At 52.3% G+C, this 15085-nt stretch carries 14 protein-coding genes; 8 read left to right on the forward strand and 6 right to left on the reverse strand.

Annotated elements, in window-relative coordinates:
* Positions 1-160: 160 nt before the first annotated feature.
* Positions 161-997, reverse strand: a complete 837-nt coding sequence (locus LCS67_RS04055; RefSeq protein ID WP_023226312.1) for a nickel/cobalt efflux protein RcnA — start codon at positions 995-997, stop codon at positions 161-163.
* A 121-nt stretch (positions 998-1118) separates the two neighbouring features.
* Between LCS67_RS04055 and rcnR the strand changes: the two genes are divergently transcribed.
* Entirely contained in the window at positions 1119-1391 is a 273-nt protein-coding gene (rcnR, locus tag LCS67_RS04060) for a Ni(II)/Co(II)-binding transcriptional repressor RcnR (RefSeq protein WP_000019953.1), read from the forward strand.
* Between the two features lie 30 nt (positions 1392-1421).
* Here the strand turns inward: rcnR and LCS67_RS04065 are convergent, their stop codons facing one another.
* Positions 1422-2651 carry an amino acid permease gene (locus tag LCS67_RS04065; protein WP_000036828.1) on the reverse strand — a complete coding sequence of 410 codons (1230 nt, stop codon included), beginning with the start codon at positions 2649-2651 and terminating at the stop codon, positions 1422-1424.
* Between the two features lie 141 nt (positions 2652-2792).
* A complete protein-coding gene (locus LCS67_RS04070) occupies positions 2793-3248 on the reverse strand; it encodes a multidrug/biocide efflux PACE transporter (RefSeq protein ID WP_001530217.1) in 456 nt (151 codons plus the stop codon).
* Between the two features lie 103 nt (positions 3249-3351).
* Here LCS67_RS04070 and LCS67_RS04075 point away from each other — a divergent pair, with 103 nt between their 5' ends.
* The 6 genes from LCS67_RS04075 (at position 3352) to LCS67_RS04100 (ending at position 10190) form a co-directional block, all read left to right on the forward strand.
* Positions 3352-4215 carry a LysR family transcriptional regulator gene (locus tag LCS67_RS04075; RefSeq protein WP_001270779.1) on the forward strand — a complete coding sequence of 288 codons (864 nt, stop codon included), beginning with the start codon at positions 3352-3354 and terminating at the stop codon, positions 4213-4215.
* A 122-nt stretch (positions 4216-4337) separates the two neighbouring features.
* Entirely contained in the window at positions 4338-5516 is a 1179-nt protein-coding gene (locus LCS67_RS04080; protein ID WP_000665979.1) for an acetyl-CoA C-acetyltransferase, read from the forward strand.
* A 429-nt stretch (positions 5517-5945) separates the two neighbouring features.
* Positions 5946-6782 carry a 5-dehydro-4-deoxy-D-glucuronate isomerase gene (gene kduI / locus LCS67_RS04085; protein ID WP_000383274.1) on the forward strand — a complete coding sequence of 279 codons (837 nt, stop codon included), beginning with the start codon at positions 5946-5948 and terminating at the stop codon, positions 6780-6782.
* 56 nt (positions 6783-6838) lie between these two features.
* On the forward strand, positions 6839-7600 hold the full coding sequence (gene kduD / locus LCS67_RS04090; RefSeq protein ID WP_000602478.1) for a 2-dehydro-3-deoxy-D-gluconate 5-dehydrogenase KduD: 762 nt from the start codon (positions 6839-6841) through the stop codon (positions 7598-7600).
* A 351-nt stretch (positions 7601-7951) separates the two neighbouring features.
* Positions 7952-9370, forward strand: coding sequence for an arabinose-proton symporter AraE (araE, locus tag LCS67_RS04095; RefSeq protein ID WP_031566436.1), 1419 nt, complete (start codon positions 7952-7954; stop codon positions 9368-9370).
* Between the two features lie 112 nt (positions 9371-9482).
* Complete coding sequence (locus tag LCS67_RS04100) at positions 9483-10190, forward strand: aspartate/glutamate racemase (RefSeq protein WP_000848629.1); 708 nt, start codon at positions 9483-9485, stop codon at positions 10188-10190.
* On the opposite strand, the gene LCS67_RS04105 is transcribed toward LCS67_RS04100, so the two are convergent.
* Positions 10162-11097, reverse strand: coding sequence for a LysR family transcriptional regulator (locus tag LCS67_RS04105; protein WP_000741798.1), 936 nt, complete (start codon positions 11095-11097; stop codon positions 10162-10164). The two genes, LCS67_RS04100 and LCS67_RS04105, sit on opposite strands and share 29 nt — an antisense overlap.
* Positions 11098-11214: 117 nt before the next feature.
* On the opposite strand from LCS67_RS04105, the gene lysA reads away from it, so the two are divergent.
* Complete coding sequence (gene lysA, locus LCS67_RS04110; protein WP_000058915.1) at positions 11215-12477, forward strand: diaminopimelate decarboxylase; 1263 nt, start codon at positions 11215-11217, stop codon at positions 12475-12477.
* Positions 12478-12486: 9 nt separating this feature from the next.
* Here the strand turns inward: lysA and LCS67_RS04115 are convergent, their stop codons facing one another.
* Positions 12487-13509 carry a LacI family DNA-binding transcriptional regulator gene (locus LCS67_RS04115; protein WP_000968338.1) on the reverse strand — a complete coding sequence of 341 codons (1023 nt, stop codon included), beginning with the start codon at positions 13507-13509 and terminating at the stop codon, positions 12487-12489.
* Between the two features lie 10 nt (positions 13510-13519).
* Positions 13520-14548: an HTH-type transcriptional regulator GalR gene (gene galR / locus LCS67_RS04120; protein WP_000201030.1), complete on the reverse strand. Its 1029-nt coding sequence runs from the start codon at positions 14546-14548 to the stop codon at positions 13520-13522.
* Positions 14549-15085 lie beyond the last annotated feature (537 nt).

Here is a 15085-nt window from a genome sequence, read left to right on the forward strand (position 1 = left end):
GGTGGCGGTGGGGCATGTTTTGCCTGTGGTGTAGTGGAGTAAAATACAGAATTCAGGCGGGACGCTGAATGTATGGCCTTTCATACCGTTTGATAAGTAAAAACGCTTCTGGAATGAAACCCGAAGTGAATGATACGGCCTGAGCAGAAGCGTTATATATTTACTGCATGATCCCGGTATAGCCATGAATTCCCATATACACGCCGACCAGACCAATCAGAATGCTCGAAAAATAGGGCGCCCGCCGGGCAAGCGTCGAAAAACCACTCCAGCGCTTTGCTGCCTGTTGAACGCTTATCGCCGCGCCCACGCCTACCGTCACCAGCGTTAATGCCAGGCCAAGACTAAAGCTCAGCACCATCGTGGCGCCCAGCGTAAACGCTTTAAGCTGGATACAAATCAGTAAAACGGTGATCGCAGCCGGACAGGGGATAAGCCCTCCGGTCAGGCCGAACAGCAGGATCTGTCCATTAGTCACTGTTTGACCATCAAAACGGCGTTGAATATCGGCAGCATGGGCGCGTTCATGGGCATCCTGATACGCTTTTGACGTTGCGCCTTTCGGATGTATGTGACCATGATGGTCGTGGTCGTGGTCGTGGTCGTGGTCGTGGTCGTGGTCGTGGTCGTGATGGTGGTTTCCCGCCAGCCACTGCTGCTCGCCTCGCCATGTCCGCCAGAACATCCAGCACGCGGTGCTCAGAATAATAATCGCAGAAATTAACTGCAGCCATGGTTCCACTGATTGTGCGGTGAATGCCCGGCTAAGATACATCCCACCCAGCGCGATTAACCAGACGATCGCGGTATGAGAAAGCGTTGCTGCCAGACCGAGCATGACGGCCTGTTTAACCGTACCTTTAATGGCAATGATAAAAGCCGCCATCATAGTTTTGGAGTGCCCTGGTTCAAGCCCGTGCAAAATACCTAATAAAATGGCGCTGGGAATGAAGAACCAGCCGTTTCCTTGCTGAAGAAGTGTCGAAAATTCACCCATGAGAATGATTCTTAGTTGTTTTATGTGGGTGTCATTCTACTCCCCCCCAGTATGGAATACTACCCCCCAGTAGCATCGTAATGCTATAATTTGTATTCGTTAATGTTAGTGAGGTGTTGCAATGTCACATACCATCCGGGACAAACAAAAGCTTAAAGCCAGAACCAGCAAGATTCAGGGACAGGTGATAGCGCTAAAAAAAATGCTGGATGAACCGCATGAATGCGCGGCCGTGTTACAACAGATCGCGGCGATTCGCGGCGCGGTAAATGGCTTAATGCGCGAGGTGATTAAAGGGCATCTGACCGAGCATATCGTTCATCAGAGTGATGAAGCCAGACGTGAAGAAGATCTGGACGTAATATTAAAGGTGCTGGATTCTTATATAAAATAGCCGGGAGTTATATCCCGGCTATCTTTTACTTTAGCTGAAAAACATCACCGATACGCAAAGTAAACCGACGACCAACGTAATGAAATTACCTACTGAACGGTAGGGTTTCAATGCCGGTATCAGGTACGTTGACAACGTGGGCATAATAAACAGAATCATCGCAATGAGCGGGCCGCTAATGGCATAAATCATAGAGATGGCATTCGGGTTAATACAGCAAATAATAAACGTAATCCCGGAAACCAGCATGATAGACAGCGCGCGATTGAACGCCCGGCTTTTTTTCACGCCAACCTGCTGTAGGGTGGTTCTTACCATTTCGGTTGCGCCCTCGATGACGCCGAAATAGGTGCCGAGGAAAGATTTCGACATGGCCACGACGGCAACGATAATACCGGAAATAGAGAGCCAGGCCGGCGCATTGGGCATCATCGAGAGCGCGGAAAGGATGGTAACGCCTTCGTTGCGCGCGTCTTCAATGTATGACGGCGGAATGGAGAGCAGGCAGCTAAAGACAAAGAATAGCACGCTCAGGCAGATAATCAGGTAGGCGACCTTCATGATCTTTCTGCATTTATCCATGGCCTGATCGCCAAAATTTTCCCGTCTGTCGATGGCAAACGTCGAAATAATGGGCGTATGGCTAAAAGCAAAAACCATCACCGGAATAGAAATCCATACCTGATGCAACGTGTGACTATCCAATGACATCTGCCCGGTCAGTAACGAGGGTTGCCAGCTTCCGGTTAAGTAGAGCGAAAGGAACAAGAAGTAAGCGATAAGTGGAAAGACTAAAAAGCCCATTACGCGAAGAGTGGCATGTCTTCCCATTAAGAAAATCATATTCAGGATAAGTACTACGCCGAAGCTAACTGCCATCCGGATGCGAATATCTATCTGAATATGCTTCGCTAATTGCTCTGTCAGGGAATTGGTAATCGCCACAGCATAAATTAATACCACGACAAAAAACGCAATGAAATAAAGCGTGGTAATAATATTGCCGATTTTCTTGCCGTAATAATGAGTAACGGCGCCAGTAATTCCCTCACCGGCAGAAGTCTTTGAGGAAAGAATAAACTGACACAGCGCCTTATGCGGCCAGTATGTTAGAGGCCAGGCGACCAGCGCGGTAATAAATAGCACGATTGCGCCTGCCGATCCCAACTGGATGGGAAGGAAAAGAGTGCCTGCGCCTACAGCCGTTCCGTATAATGCAAAACTCCAGAGAGTCTCATCTTTTGACCAAATTTTAGACATTATTTGAATTTATCAACTATAAAACACACAAAAAGAAGCGCAATTTACCATAAATAGCGTCAGTTGGGGGCGTTTTAAGCAGATGGATGTCGTGGAGGAGGAGGGCCGGGAGCGTTGCGATCCCGGCAAAAAAGAGCAATATCATGCACTAACGCGCTGTTGGCGGCGGGTCACTATTCGCTGGCGTAAAACATCGTACGCCCAGTTGTACAGCATCGTGTACGGCAAAAAGAACAGGAAGAAACCAATTTCCAGGGTGAATGCTTGTAGCAGGCTGACATTCAGTACCCAGGCGACAATACTCACGCCAATGACAATAAACCCACTTTCAAATCCTAACGCATGGAGTGCGCGCACTTTGGCGGTTCGTCTCACCTGATGCGCAGGCCACAGTCGATCAAACAGAGCGTTATAAATGATATTCCAGATCATGGCCGTCGTTGCCAGCAATATCGTCAGGCCGCCCATCTCCAGCACCGAGCGCTGCATTAGCCAGGCGGTCGTTGGCGCCAGTATCGCAGTCGCAATACCTTCAAAACAGACAGCATGGAGAATACGCTCCGGCAGCGAGCGACGTTGTATGGCGTCATGTTGCATAAACGAAAAAACCTTACTCTTAATCAAACTAAAGAAATTTCCGCTATTTTATCGTTTAATGTGATACCTAAAAGATAACATCCATCGATAAAATAGATATGTTATGCGTTACTCACCTGAAGCGTTAATGGCATTTGTTGAGACCGTCTCTTGCGGTTCGTTTTCTGCGGCGGCGCGCCGCCTGCGTAAAAGCCAGTCCACCATTAGTACCGCCATTGCGCATCTGGAGGCGGATCTGGGATTTTCATTATTTGATCGATCTTCGCGCCAGCCCGTTCTGACCGAAGAAGGAAAACGGGTGCTTAGCTATGTTCAGGCTATTTTATCGGCGAGCGACCGTCTGGATGAGGTGGCGCTGACGTTATCCGGCGAGACGGAGGCAAGGCTCACGTTCGTCCTCTCTGATACCCTGCACCCTGACAGTCTGGAAGAGTTAATGGCGCAGTTTGATCGTCAATTTCCGCATACCGAGTTTGAATGTTTGATCGGAGAAAATGATGATGTCATCGACCTGCTGCAAAAAGGGCGCGCCCAGATAGGCCTGATTGAAGCGCGTGATGACTATCCCACAAACATTGGCGCGACGCGTCTGCCTGTTCAAAGCTGGATGGGGGTTTATGTGGCGACCACGCATCCGTTGGCGTCGCAGACGAACCTGCAATGGGAGCAACTGCATACCTGGCGCGAGCTGCGTCTGAATACCTACCTTGAATCTAACGCCAACATTACGCGCGGCCCGGCCTGGTCAGCGCCAAACTATTTATTGCTGTTGAGCATGGCGGTTCAGGGATTTGGCTGGTGCGTATTGCCCTGCGCGCTGGTGGAAGAGTTTGCGGCGGAAAAACCGCTGGCGCAGCTGGATGTTCCTGGCTGGCCGAGGGCGATTGCTATTGATTTGCTGTGGAACAAGAAAACGCCGCCCGGAACGGCGGGGAACTGGCTTCGCTACCATTTGCAGCAGAAATAAGCTGCGTCACCGTCAAATCAGCGTCATTTCCTTTGTGATAAAACTCACTTTTTTTAAACAATCAAGATAACTAATTTTAACAATGCTCTACTATGGCGGTGTCATTTTGCGCTGAGGTGGTAATGAAAGAGGTTGTGATAGTGGGGGCTTTACGGACACCCATCGGCTGTTTTCAGGGAACGCTGGCCCGTCATTCCGCCGTCGAGCTGGGGAGCATGGTCGTAAAAGCGTTAATTGAGCGCACCGGCGTGGACGCTAACGCTATCGATGAGGTCATCCTCGGTCAGGTACTGACGGCTGGCGCCGGGCAGAATCCGGCGCGCCAGTCAGCCATCAAAGGAGGGCTGCCGACAACCGTTTCCGCCATTACCATTAATGACGTTTGTGGTTCCGGTTTAAAAGCGTTGCACCTGGCGACGCAGGCTATTCAGTGCGGCGAAGCGGACATTGTTATTGCGGGCGGGCAGGAGAATATGAGCCGTGCGCCGCATGTCCTCAATGACAGCCGTACCGGCGCGTTGCCTGATGCCGACAATCTGGTGGATAGTCTGGTACATGATGGCTTATGGGATGCCTTCAACGATTATCACATTGGCGTGACGGCAGAAAACCTGGCGCGGGAATATGGCATCAGCCGCGAGTTACAGGATGCTTATGCGCTCAGTTCGCAACAAAAAGCCAGGGCCGCGATTGATACCGGACGTTTTAAAGATGAGATTGTCCCCATCGTCACGCAACGTAATGGGCAGACCGCAATTGTCGATACGGATGAACAACCGCGGGCCGACGCCAGTGCGGAGGGGTTAGCCCTGCTGCATCCGGCGTTTGATAGTTTAGGTTCGGTGACGGCGGGTAATGCCTCCTCAATCAACGATGGCGCCGCCGCGGTGATGATGATGAGCGAGGCGAAAGCCCAGGCGCTGGGGCTGCCGGTGCTGGCGCGCATCCGCGCGTTTGCCAGCGTCGGCGTCGATCCTGCGCTAATGGGGATTGCGCCGGTATATGCTACCCGGCGCTGTCTGGAGCGTGCCGGCTGGCAACTGGCGGAGGTCGACCTTATCGAAGCCAACGAAGCGTTTGCCGCCCAGGCGTTGTCGGTAGGAAAAATGCTGGAATGGGATGAGCGACGGGTAAACGTTAATGGCGGCGCGATTGCGCTGGGGCATCCTATTGGCGCTTCCGGCTGTCGAATTCTGGTTTCACTGGTGCACGAAATGGTTAAACGCGACGCGCGAAAAGGCCTGGCGACGCTGTGTATTGGTGGCGGCCAGGGCGTTGCTTTAACCATTGAACGCGATTGATCCTGCGCCAGCCATCCTTTTTCTGCTTCATTATTCCGTCATAAAAAGCCCTCTATCACGAGGGCAAAGCCAGTAACAGAACCCCCTTTTTCGTTATAGCGCGGAACGTCTTGCCGCGTCGGGCATTGCAGACGCATACCGCTTTTAATTCAATTCGCACATCAGACCTCGTTCTAAAACAAGCTTCAATTTTTATCTGAGTAACCGCATACAGCATCTGGCGCACATGTCTGAAAATCAGACATGTGTGTAAGTTTTAGCGCCGTTCGTGATCGCTACAGCAGTTTTAAAAATAACCAACCATATAAATGAAACGTTGTTTTATTTATTGTTGAAAACCTTCATCCAGGCGACTATGATGCCGTTAAATAAATCAAAACAGTGTTTTGATTTTATGCCGTTGCGATCGATTTATCATTGGAGGGAAAAGTGGACGTAAGGCAAAGCATCCATAGCGAGCACGCTAAAACGCTGGACACCCAGGCGCTGCGACGCGAGTTTTTAATAGAAAATATTTTTGTCGCTGATGAATATACGATGGTCTACAGCCATATCGACCGTATTATTGTCGGCGGCATTATGCCCGTCAGCCATTCTGTTGAAATCGGCGGAGAGGTGGGTAAACAGCTTGGCGTTTCCCGGTTACTGGACCGCCGCGAGCTGGGCGTCATTAATATTGGCGGCGCGGGCGCCATTATCGTTGACGGGCAGCGCCATGACATTGGTCATCGTGATGCTCTGTATATTGGTAAAGGGGCGAAAGAGTTGGTCTTCGTCAGCAATGAGGCGAGCAGACCGGCGAAGTTTTATTACAACTGCGCGCCAGCGCATACCGCTTATCCGACGAAAAAAGTGTCGCCTGCCGACGTTGCGCCCGTCACCTTAGGCGATAACCTCACCAGTAACCGTCGCACCATCAATAAATACTTCGTACCGGATGTACTGGAAACCTGTCAGCTCAGTATGGGACTCACCGAACTGGCGCCCGGCAATCTATGGAACACCATGCCATGCCATACCCATGAGCGCCGTATGGAAGTTTACCTCTATTTCAATATGGAAGAAGACAGTTGCGTTTTCCATATGATGGGGCAGCCTCAGGAAACCCGTCATATTGTGATGCGTAATGAACAGGCGGTTATTTCCCCAAGCTGGTCAATACATTCCGGCGTTGGCACCAAAGCCTATACGTTTATTTGGGGCATGGTGGGAGAAAATCAGGTCTTCGATGACATGGATCACGTTGCGGTACAAGATCTGCGCTAGTCGCGACCGGTGATAACGCCTGTGCGTGACAGGCATGACAAAAATAAGGATTAACAATGATTTTGAATGCATTTTCTCTTGAGGGTAAAGTCGCGGTTGTGACGGGGTGCGATACCGGATTGGGGCAGGGGATGGCGTTAGGGCTGGCGGAAGCGGGCTGTGACATTGTCGGTATTAACATTGTTGAACCGACGGACACTATTGCGCGCGTCACCGCTCTGGGACGTCGTTTTTTAAGCCTGACAGCCGATCTGCGTCAAATCGATGGTATTCCGGCATTACTGGAACGGGCGGTGGCGGAATACGGTCATATTGATATTCTGGTGAATAACGCGGGTTTGATCCGTCGTGAAGATGCGATTGATTTCACGGAAAAAGACTGGGATGACGTCATGAACCTGAACATCAAGAGCGTGTTCTTTATGTCTCAGGCGGCGGCAAAATATTTTATTGCCCAGGGCAACGGCGGCAAAATTATTAATATCGCGTCTATGCTCTCCTTCCAGGGCGGCATTCGCGTTCCGTCTTATACCGCGTCGAAAAGCGGCGTAATGGGAATAACACGTCTGATGGCGAACGAGTGGGCGAAACACAATATCAATGTGAACGCCATCGCACCGGGCTATATGTCCACGAATAATACCCAGCAATTGCGCGCTGATGCACAACGTAGCGCCGAAATTCTCGACCGTATTCCGGCTGGTCGTTGGGGGCTACCGGGCGATTTAATGGGCCCGGTAGTCTTCCTGGCATCCAGCGCCGCTGATTATATTAACGGCTATACCATAGCGGTAGATGGCGGTTGGCTGGCGCGTTAATCCGCTACTGACAAATGCGTTTCTGGGAAAATCGACTCTTTGGCCGAAAAACTGATAAAGCCCTGTCCTGGTACAGGGTTTTTTATGATCTCATTAGCATAGTCCATATTGGGGGTTTAACTTAATCCATATATTGTTAAATAATAGCTATGATCAATGCTTTAATTCATTGAAATATTGGTGGTTTAAAAGAATACCCGGCAACGGCGTTAAATTTAAAAAGTGTAATATCCATCACATATCGCTATAGCGTAGCCATTTAATCCATATTTATGCCGTTTCCAGCCTGACACTTGAGGAAGAGTATCCCGTACTTTCAGGCTATGTCTTACTCTGTTGTGGCAGGAAAATATGGTCTCTATTAATCATGACTCTGCTTTAACGCCGCGTTCGCTTCGCGACACACGACGTATGAATATGTTTGTTTCGGTTTCTGCAGCGGTAGCGGGACTGTTATTTGGTCTGGATATCGGCGTTATCGCCGGGGCGCTGCCTTTTATTACCGACCATTTCGTACTGACCAGCCGGCTGCAGGAATGGGTCGTCAGCAGTATGATGCTTGGCGCGGCAATTGGCGCATTATTTAACGGCTGGCTTTCATTCCGGCTGGGGCGTAAGTATAGCCTGATGGCTGGCGCGATTTTGTTTGTGCTCGGCTCGCTGGGGTCGGCGTTTGCTTCCAGCGTGGAAGTATTGATTGGTGCCCGCGTGATACTGGGCGTAGCAGTAGGGATTGCCTCCTATACCGCGCCGCTTTATCTATCTGAAATGGCAAGTGAAAATGTTCGCGGCAAAATGATCAGTATGTATCAACTGATGGTGACGTTAGGCATTGTGCTGGCTTTTTTATCCGATACGGCATTCAGCTACAGCGGCAACTGGCGCGCGATGTTGGGCGTACTGGCGCTGCCTGCGGTGTTGCTCATTATTCTGGTGGTATTCCTGCCGAATAGTCCGCGCTGGCTGGCGCAAAAAGGTCGCCATATTGAAGCGGAAGAGGTGCTGCGTATGCTGCGCGATACCTCGGAAAAAGCCCGTGATGAACTGAATGAGATTCGGGAAAGCCTCAAACTCAAGCAGGGCGGGTGGGCATTATTTAAAGCTAACCGCAATGTTCGCCGCGCCGTGTTCCTCGGTATGCTGCTACAGGCAATGCAGCAGTTCACCGGCATGAACATCATTATGTACTATGCGCCGCGCATTTTTAAAATGGCCGGCTTTACCACCATGGAACAGCAAATGATCGCTACGCTGGTGGTCGGACTGACCTTTATGTTCGCGACGTTTATCGCCGTCTTTACGGTAGATAAGGCCGGGCGTAAACCGGCGTTAAAAATCGGTTTCAGCGTAATGGCGTTAGGGACATTGGTGTTGGGCTACTGCCTGATGCAGTTTGATAACGGTACGGCATCAAGCGGCCTCTCCTGGCTTTCCGTTGGGATGACGATGATGTGTATCGCCGGTTACGCGATGAGCGCCGCTCCGGTGGTGTGGATACTGTGTTCGGAAATCCAGCCGCTGAAATGCCGTGATTTTGGCATTACCTGTTCAACCACGACAAACTGGGTATCGAACATGATCATCGGCGCGACATTCCTGACACTGTTGGACAGCATTGGCGCGGCAGGTACATTCTGGCTTTACACCGCGCTGAATATCGCTTTTATCGGCATCACTTTCTGGCTGATTCCGGAAACCAAAAATGTCACCCTGGAGCACATCGAACGCAAGCTGATGGCGGGCGAGAAGCTAAGAAATATTGGCGTGTAATCACCCCTCCCATGCCGGATGACGCCTGTTATCCGGCATGATGAAAAATAGACTGGAAACGGATGTGTAAGTTTGCTTCACTGCCATAATGCTTTAAAAAAAGGAGAGCGCAGTGAAAACGATCGGGCTGTTGGGGGGGATGAGCTGGGAATCGACTATCCCTTATTACCGTTTAATCAATGAAGGCATTAAACAGCAGCTGGGAGGCCTGCACTCGGCGAGCTTACTGCTGCATAGCGTAGATTTCCACGATATTGAAGTATGTCAACGCCGCGGCGAGTGGGATAAAGCGGGCGATATCCTGGCGCAGGCCGCGCAGGGGTTACAGCAGGCGGGCGCAGAAGGCATTGTGCTGTGTACCAACACCATGCATAAAATCGCGCACATTATTGAATCTCGTTGTTCTCTGCCTTTTCTACACATCGCGGATGCTACCGGGCGAGCTATCGCCCGTCAGGGGTTGCATCGCGTGGCGCTATTAGGGACTCGCTATACGATGGAGCAGGATTTTTATCGCGGGCGGCTGGAACAGCAATTTGCGATTGAGACCATCGTGCCGGAGGCGGACGATCGGGCGCGTATCAATCAGGTCATTTTTGACGAGCTCTGTCAGGGGACATTCACTGACGCGTCGCGCCACTATTATTTACAGGTTATCGAACAACTGGCTGCGCAAGGCGCGCAGGGCGTTATTTTTGGCTGCACTGAAATAGGTTTGCTTGTTCCCCAGACGCAAAGCGCGCTACCGGTTTTCGATACCACGGCAATTCATGCCGCAGATGCCGTGAGCTTTATGCTTTCGTCATCGGCCCCAGAATAACCTCCAGCGGTTCGACCAGGCGCGAAAGGTGCGTTTGTAAATGCTTACTGAAGGCGTCAACCAGCGCGGAGGCGGGGCGGTGTAGCGGGCGAATCAGGCTGACGGTAAAGGGCACGTCAATGCTGAAGCGGCGAACGGTGACGCCGCTGGCGGCATAGTCCAGCGCGGTTAGCGGGTTAACGATCGAAACGCCCGCCCCGGCGCGCACCATCGCGCAGACGGAGGCCGCGCTATGCGTTTCCACCACCATTCTGCGCTTCACCTGATGTTCGGCAAATAACGTATCCAACAACTGTCGATAGCTGTCCAGGCGGGAGAGGCTGATAAAGTTTTCCCCCTGAAAATCGTCTGGCGTCAGTACCGTTTTGGCGGCAAGCGGATGGTCGCAGGGCAGTACGCACACTTCATTTAGCGTTAGTAACTCGGTACGGGTTGTTCCTGCCGGGGCATGAAGCGTCTCTGTCAGCCCTAAGTCGTGGCGCTGGGCGGAGAGCCACTCTTCCAGCAACGGCGACTCCTGCGGCACAATATTCAGGCTGACATCCGGATAACGCGCCAGAAAAGGCGGTAGTAGCGGCGGCAAAAAGGATTGTGAAAAGACCGGCAGGCAGGCGATAGAGAGCTCGCCCTGACGGAACTCGCGCAGACTTTCCGCCGCGCTGACGATGCGATCCAACCCATACCAGGAGCGTTGTACCTCTTCGAACAGGCGTAGCCCTTGCACCGTCGGATGTAAACGCCCGCGTGTGCGCTCAAACAGCGTTAATCCCAGCACTTTCTCAAAACGCGCCAGCTCGCGACTGACGGTAGGCTGCGAGGTATGCAGCAGCCGCGCCGCTTCGGTGAGATTTCCGGCGGTCATTACGGCATGAAAAATTTCAATGTGACGTAAATTAACGGCAGCCATACGTTTTCCTGAATCATTTATCCCATATCATTTTTGCATAGACTGACAATAAAACGATATTTTTTATTCTTTCTAAGGTATGGCGTAATCGTTAAAAAGCCTGTTCCGGAGTTTGTTATGTCATTGTCGCATTATTACGCTGAAACTGACCTTAACGCTGAAAATTTGCTCAGATTGCCTGCTGAATTCGGCTGTCCGGTCTGGGTCTATGACGCGCACATTATTCGCCGTCAGATAGCCGCCCTGCAGCAGTTTGACGTCGTGCGTTTTGCGCAAAAAGCCTGTTCGAACATTCATATCCTGCGCTTAATGCGCGCGCAGGGCGTCAAGGTGGATTCTGTTTCATTGGGAGAGATCGAACGTGCGCTGGCGGCGGGCTACGATCCGCAAACGTGCCCTGATGATATCGTTTTTACCGCCGATGTGATTGATGCCGCCACGCTGGCGCGCGTCAGTGAACTGCATATTCCGGTCAATGCCGGCTCGGTAGATATGCTGACGCAGCTTGGTCAGGTTTCGCCTGGGCATCGCGTCTGGTTGCGCGTGAATCCTGGCTTTGGTCACGGCCACAGCCAGAAAACCAACACCGGGGGCGAAAACAGCAAACACGGCATCTGGCATAGCGATCTTCCAGCGGCGCTGGCGGTAATGCAGAAATACCGACTGAAACTTGTCGGTATCCATATGCACATTGGTTCCGGCGTCGATTATGGCCATCTGGAGCAGGTTTGCGGCGCGATGGTACGCCAGGTGCTGGAATGTGGTCAGGATGTGGAGGCGATTTCGGCAGGCGGCGGACTCTCGATACCTTATCGTGAGGGAGAAGAGCCCGTTGATACGCGCCATTACTATGGCCTGTGGAACGCAGCGCGCGAGCAAATCGCCCGCCATCTGGGACATGCGGTCAAACTTGAGATCGAACCCGGACGTTTTCTGGTGGCGCAATCGGGCGTGCTGGTAACGCAGGTGCGTAGCGTAAAACAGATGGGAAGCCGCCATTTCGTGCTGGTAGATGCGGGTTTTAACGATCTGATGCGCCCGGCGATGTACGGTAGCTATCACCGTATTTCGGCGCTGGCGGCGGATGGTCGCGCGCTTGAAAATGGCCCGTGGGTCGAGACGGTGGTCGCCGGGCCGCTATGCGAATCAGGCGATGTTTTTACGCAGCAGGAAGGGGGAATGGTTGAAACACGCGCCTTACCTGCGGTCATCCCCGGCGATTACCTCGTATTGCACGATACCGGCGCGTACGGCGCGTCTATGTCATCGAATTACAACAGCCGCCCGCTCCTGCCGGAAGTGCTGTTTGACAATGGACAGGCGCGGCTGATCCGCCGTCGTCAGACCATTGAAGAGCTGTTAGCGCTGGAGATGTTCTGAAGCGCATCATTAGGCCGGACGTTGAAAAAACGGGCCCGCGGCGACGGACTCGCGCAGAATCAGCGTGCCGGTAAAGGGCGGGATCGGGGCGACCGGCTCGCTGTTCGCCAGACGAACGGCCTGATCGATTGCGGTGGCTATCATATCCTCGATGGGTAAATAGACTGTTGAAAGCCCCGGTTCAAGCCAGGTTGCGCCCGGCGCATCGTCAAAACCAAACAGCGACACATCCTGCGGGATGCGTAATCCGGCCTGGCGCAGCGCTTTTGCCGCGCCCAGCGCCGTGTCATCATTACAGGCGAATAGCGCGCTAAACGTGACGCCTTCCTCCAGTAATTCCCGGCAGGCGTCATAGCCGCGCGTCAGCGTGTAATCGCCGTATTTCACTTTTGCCGGTTGCCAGGGAATGCCATATTTTTCCAGCGCCTTGCGATAACCCGCTACGCGTGATGTGCCGGTGGGAGTATGAACAGGCAGCGTAATACAGGCGATATCGCGATGGCCCTGCGTAATCAGATATTCCACCGCCTGGAATGCCGCCGTCTCCTGCTCGAAGAAAATAGCGCGATCGCGGGCCTGAGTGACGTTGCGATTAATAATCACCAGCGGCATTTCCGTGGCGTCAATCAACGACAAAATCGCCGGCTCATCCATATAGCGAGTGTAAAGAATAATAGCGTCGCACTGTCTGTCGGCCAACATTTGTACGGCTTTCTGCTCTCGTTCCGGCGTATCGTGACCATCGGTGACGATCAACTGCTTGTTATGAAACTCCGCCTGGCGCGACGCCCGGCGCAACAAACTGCCAAAATAGAAGCCGTCAAACGTAGAGACGACCAGACCGATGCTGTTGCTGGTGCGATTCGCCAGCGAGCGTGCCAGCAGGTTGGGGCGATAGTCCAGAGCCTGCATCGCCGTAAACACTTTCTGGCGCGTGCTTTCTTTTACCTGCCCCGTCCCATTCAGCACTCGTGAGACGGTGGCCTTTGATACGCCCGCATGGCGGGAAACATCCAGCATTGTCGCCATCATGCTACCCTGATTAATCGGTTGTCGACAGGTGTCCGGTATCCGTCGGCGTGGATACCGAATGTCGGCGTACCAGTGTCGGACTAAATACATGAGTTACTTCTGGCGTAGGGCATTTCCCCGCCAACGCTAACGCCAGCTCCGCCGCCTGTGTCGCCATGGTGACGATCGGATACCGAATGGTGGTCAGTCGGGGACGCACATAGCGTGAGACCAGTACATCATCAAAACCGATGAGCGATACTTCGCCCGGCACCCCCACGCCATTATCATTTAATACTCCCATCGCGCCAGCCGCCATCGAGTCGTTATAGCAGGCCACCGCGGTAAAATTTCTGCCGCGGCCTAATAACTCAGTCATCGCCTGCTCGCCGCCGCTTTCATCCGGTTCGCCGAACGTCACCAGCCGATCGTTAGCCGGAATATGGCTTTCCGCCAGCGCATCGTAATAGCCCCTCAGGCGATCTTCGGCATCAGAGATGGTGTGGTTGGAACAGATATACCCAATACGCGTATGACCTTGCTGGATCAGATGTCGGGTCGCCAGCCATGCCCCGTAACGGTCATCCAGCGCGACACAGCGGTGTTCTAACCCCGGTAAAATGCGGTTAATCAGCACCATGCCGGGGATTTGCTTCATTAATGAGGCCAGGTCCGCATCCGGAATCATTTTGGCGTGTACCACTAACGCTGCGCAACGATGACGAATCAACTGTTCAATAGCCTGACGCTCTTTTTGTTCGTTATGATACCCGTTGCCAATCAGTAAAAAATTTCCGGTGTGATACGCCACCTGTTCAACGGCTTTCACCATCGCGCCGAAAAAAGGATCGGAAACGTCGCCGACCACCAGACCGAGGGTTTCCGTTGCCTGCTGTGCCAGCGCGCGCGCGTTGGCGTTAGGGTGATAGCTCAGGGACTCCATTGCGCTGGTCACCGCCAGCCGGGACGCTTCGCTGGCTTTTGGCGAATCGTTAATAACGCGAGAAACGGTGGCGACTGAAACACCGGCCAGTCGGGCTACATCTTTTATGGTCGCCATGATAATACCTATAGTGGGTAAACGCTTACATTACGCCAGTTTTACGGAAAATGAACGTCTGTTCAAGCCTCTTGCCCCGCCGTGTCGGGCAAATGTGACCTGCACGGGAGAAATGCGTCTGTAAAGTGACAATACAAATCTTTCGTTACAGTTTGCGAAGCGCTGTTGCGATTGTCTGCTGGCAGGCCAGCGAGTCAGGTTGATAGAGTGGTGATCCCAGAGGTATTGATAGGTGGAATCAACGTCATTGTTGATCACACGAATTACACCAACCTGCGTAGAGATGCGCAGGTTTTTTTTTGTTTCGCCTGAACCTGTAACAGTAACGGATAATTTACACAACTCGTTGCATTTCCGTTTATTCCTTTGCGTTTTCGGACTGGCGATGCAGACGCGCGAAGCCCACAATCAAGATCCCAGAGGTATTGATTGGTGAGATTATTCGGTACGCTCTTCGTACCTGTCTCTTGCACCAACCTGCGCGGATGCGCAGGTTTTTTTTCGAACCTATTTTGCTATCGCTCCTGTTACGCAACT

The organism is Salmonella sp. A7, from assembly GCF_020181675.1.
GTDB lineage: Bacteria > Pseudomonadota > Gammaproteobacteria > Enterobacterales > Enterobacteriaceae > Salmonella > Salmonella enterica.